This is a genomic window from Micromonospora sp. NPDC003776 (assembly GCF_053605645.1).
The window spans coordinates 1-3,470 of the sequence record NZ_JBSGJR010000658.1 but is presented as its reverse complement, the minus strand read 5'-3'; the positions used below and the strand labels follow the sequence as shown (position 1 = coordinate 3,470).

Annotated in this window: 5 protein-coding genes and 1 pseudogene; 2 read left to right on the top strand and 4 right to left on the bottom strand. The window is 73.5% G+C overall.

Going from position 1 to position 3,470, the window contains the following annotated elements:
* Positions 1-471, top strand: a 471-nt coding sequence (locus ACWEVO_RS32825) for an anti-sigma factor (RefSeq protein WP_452311322.1), incomplete at its 5' end; no start/stop codon positions are given.
* A 6-nt stretch (positions 472-477) separates the two neighbouring features.
* Here ACWEVO_RS32825 and rarD read toward each other — a convergent pair.
* From rarD to ACWEVO_RS32805, 4 genes and pseudogenes are all read right to left on the bottom strand, one after another.
* Positions 478-1,404 (bottom strand): EamA family transporter RarD, encoded by a 927-nt coding sequence (gene rarD, locus ACWEVO_RS32820; RefSeq protein ID WP_452311321.1) that lies wholly within the window; start codon positions 1,402-1,404, stop codon positions 478-480.
* Positions 1,401-1,889, bottom strand: a complete 489-nt coding sequence (locus ACWEVO_RS32815) for a GNAT family N-acetyltransferase (protein ID WP_452311320.1) — start codon at positions 1,887-1,889, stop codon at positions 1,401-1,403. Before ACWEVO_RS32815 ends, rarD begins: the two co-directional genes overlap by 4 nt.
* An 87-nt stretch (positions 1,890-1,976) precedes the next feature.
* On the bottom strand, positions 1,977-2,363 hold the full coding sequence (locus ACWEVO_RS32810; RefSeq protein ID WP_452311319.1) for a phage holin family protein: 387 nt from the start codon (positions 2,361-2,363) through the stop codon (positions 1,977-1,979).
* 51 nt (positions 2,364-2,414) lie between these two features.
* A pseudogene (locus ACWEVO_RS32805) lies at positions 2,415-2,627 on the bottom strand (type VII secretion protein EccE); the annotation flags it as partial.
* A gap of 364 nt (positions 2,628-2,991) precedes the next feature.
* Here ACWEVO_RS32805 and ACWEVO_RS32800 point away from each other — a divergent pair.
* A partial coding sequence (locus tag ACWEVO_RS32800; RefSeq protein WP_452311318.1) for an SseB family protein occupies positions 2,992-3,470 on the top strand: 479 nt, incomplete at its 3' end.

The following is a 3,470-nucleotide window of genomic DNA, read 5'->3' as shown; positions in this document are numbered from 1 at the left end:
CTGCTCGACGCCGCCCGGGAGCGGCGGCGGCGCGAGCGGTCCCGGTCCCGGCGGCGGTACGCGCTGACCGCGCTCGCCGCGGCCGTGCTCGCGGTGCTGGCGGGCCTCGGCGCGGCGCAGCTCCGGCCGCCGGCCGCCCCGCCGACGCGGCAGGTGGCGCTGGCCGCGATGCGGCCGGTCGACGGCCCGGTCCCGCTGCACGCCGAGGTCGGGCTGACCGACAAGAAGTGGGGCACCGAGGTCACCCTGCACTGCGGGTACGACCAGCGGACCGGTGACCGGGAGGCGTACACCTTCCGGCTGGTGGCGCACGGCCCGGACGGCGCGGCGGAGCAGGTGGCCACCTGGCTGGCCGCGCCCGGGGACAACCTGCGCATGACCGGCGCGACCCACTTCACCCACGGCGAGCTGGTCCGCCTCGAACTGCTGCGCGCCGACAACACCCCGGTCCTCGCCTACGACTTCCGCTGACGGGCGTCAGCGGGTCGCGGCGGGGACCGGGGCGGCGGCGATCCGGGCCGCCGCGCGGGTGCGGCGGGCCTGGCGGACGGCGTCGGTGGTGAAGACCACCAGGGCGAGCCAGACCAGGCCGAAGCCGGCCAGCCGGGCCGGCGGCATGGGCTCGTGGTAGATCAGCACCCCGCAGCCGAGCTGAAGGATCGGGCCGACGTACTGGAGCATGCCGATGGTGGAGAGCGGCAGCCGGTTCGCCGCCCCGGCGAAGAGCAGCAGCGGGATCGCGGTGGCCGCGCCGGCCAGCACCAGCAGCGCGGTGTGTCCGACGGAGACGTTGCCGAAGGTGGCCGCGCCCCGCCGGGTCAGCCAGGCCAGGTAGCCGAGCGCGGGCAGCGCCAGCACCGCCGACTCGACGAAGAGGCCCTCCGCGGCCGGCAGCCCGAGCCGCTTCTTGGCCAGCCCGTAGCCGGCGAAGCTGAAGGCCAGGATGAGCGCCAGGTAGGGCAGCCGGCCGTAGTCGATGGTCAGCACGGCCACCGCCACCCCGCCGATGCCGAGCGCCACCCACTGCGCCGGGCGCAGCCGCTCGCGCAGCAGGAAGACCCCGATCAGAACGATGACCAGCGGGTTGATGAAGTAGCCGAGCGCCGTCTCCACCACCCGGTCGGAGTTCACGCCGTAGATGTAGGTGCCCCAGTTGACCGCGATCAGCGCGGCCGCCGCGGTGATGCCGGCCAGCGCGCGGGGGCGGCGGGCCAGCGCGCGCAGGAAACCGATGTTGCGCATCGCGGCCAGCACGAGCGCGACGAAGACCACCGACCAGACGATCCGGTGGGCGAGGATCTCCACCGGCCCGGCGGGGCGGAGCAGCTTCAGGTAGATCGGGAAGAAACCCCAGATGAGGTACGCGCCGAAGCCGTACAGGTAGCCGAGGCGGGTCTGGTTCACGCCTCCACCGTAAGTGGTGAAGGGGCTTGTTGCTCCTTTCCAGTGACCTGGGTCACCCGCCGGTCCAGCTCCATCCAGCGGTCCGGCGCGACCGGCGTGAAGCCCACCTTCACGTACACCCCGTGGGCATCGTTGGTGGCCAGCACGATCCGCCGTACGCCGAACTCGGCGAGGTGGTCACGGGCCGCGCCGGCCAGCCAGGTGCCCAGGCCGCGACCCCGCTCGCCCCGGTCCACGTACACGTCGCAGAGCCAGGCGAAGGTGGCCCGGTCGGTGACCACCCGGGCGACCGCCACCTGCCGCCCGTCCCCGGGCCGGTAGACCCCGAAGCCGATCGAGCCGGCGAAGGCGCGCTCGACCGTGTCCCGTTCCCGCCCGAGCGCCCAGTACGCGTCGGTGGAGAGCCATCGGTGCACCCGGTCCAGGTCGAGCCGGTCCGGGTCGGTGCTGAGCAGGTAGCCGTCAGGGCGGGTCAGGGTGAACACCCGACCGACGCTACTGCCGGTCGCCGGGCTCCTCGCCAGCCAATTCCCGCCCACTGGCCTGGCCACGGGCGGGAATCGGCGGGCGGCTCAGTCCCGGTCGAGGACCGCGCCCAGGATCCAGGTCACGATGCCGACGAAGAGCGCGCCGAGCACCGCGGCGGGCCAGAAGTTGTCCACGTGGAACGGCAGCCCCGCCTCACCGGCGATCCAGCTGGTGAGCAGGAAGAGCAGGCCGTTCACCACCAGTGCGATCAGGCCGAGGGTCAGCAGGTAGAAACCGCAGCCGACGGTCTTGATGATCGGCTGGAGCACGGCGTTGACCACACCAAAGATCGCCGCGACCAGCACCAGCGTGATCACCGTGTCGGTGACCGACTTCGAGTCCAGCTTGATGCCCGGGATGAGCAGCGTGGCGAGCCAGAAGGCCACCGCGGTCGAGGCGAGCCGGATCAGAAGGCCCTTCATAAAACCCATGGCCGGGATCGTGCCATGCCGCGTCGACTCGCGGAACCCGTGATGATCGGCTCAGCGGCGGCTCGGCCGACCGACCACTTGCGACTCGATCGGCGTCGGGGAGAGTAGCGCCCAGCGCAGTGCCCGCCGGTTGACCACGGCCACCATGTCGTCCCGGATCCGGGTCAGCCACTCCGCCGACCCGCCGAGGCCGAGCGCCGCGCCGGCCAGCGCCGCCTCGCCGGGATCAAGCGGTTGCAGGATCGCCAGGTCGGCACGCCCGAGTCGATCACCGCGACGACCACCCCGGTGCCGTCCGCGAGCGAGGCGAGCCCGTCCGGGGCGTACCCTTGGAGCGGCCACGGGGTGGCTGCGACAGGCCGGGCCGGTGCCGGTGCCGCAGCGCACCCTGATGGTGCGCGGGCCGCCGCCGGTGCGGCCGGCAGCGCGGCGGTGAGGGCGGTGGCCAGGAGCGGGCGCGGGGTGGGCCGGGACATCGACCGCCTCCGTAACGTGTCGGCTCCGGAACGGGATGTTAGCGGCTGGCCCGCCGGACGGCGGACCGCCGATGGCCAGGCATTGTGATCTTGTTACCACCTTGTAGGTTGTAGGCGATGCCTGTGGCCTGCGCGCGGAAGGAGAGGTGGCCGTGACCGGATGGGAGCCGGCCACCGAGGCCGAGGTGGCGATGCGGGACGCGCTGCGTGCCCAGGACCAGCAGCTCTACTTCCGCATCCTGACCAGGGTCGATCTGCTGCTCCCGGTGGCCGGATCGGTGCCCGCCGGGCACGCCTCGGTCGGTTGGGGGACCTGGACGACGGGCGGCCGGACGCACGTCCTCGCATTCACGTCGGTCACCGCGATGCGGGCCTGCCTGGGGGACAACGCGGGCGCCACCCGCCGCGTCCCGTACGCCGACCTGGCCGCCGGGTGGCCGAACCACGAGTGGTGGCTCGCGGTCAATCCGGGCCTGCCGATCGAGGGTTACCTGCCGGCCTGGTTCGTGGCCCAACTCTCCCGGGGCGACGTCCGGCTGCCGGGGCGGACCATGGGAGCCCGCGCCCGGCTGGAGCGGGTGGAGAACGCCGCCCGCTCCCGTGCCGACGCCCCCGGCCGCGACGTTCCGCC

Coding starts and splice junctions, on each gene's coding strand:
- ACWEVO_RS32810 (WP_452311319.1), bottom strand. CDS start 2,363: ATGGGTTTTATGAAGGGCCTTCTGATCCGGCTCGCCTCGACCGCGGTG.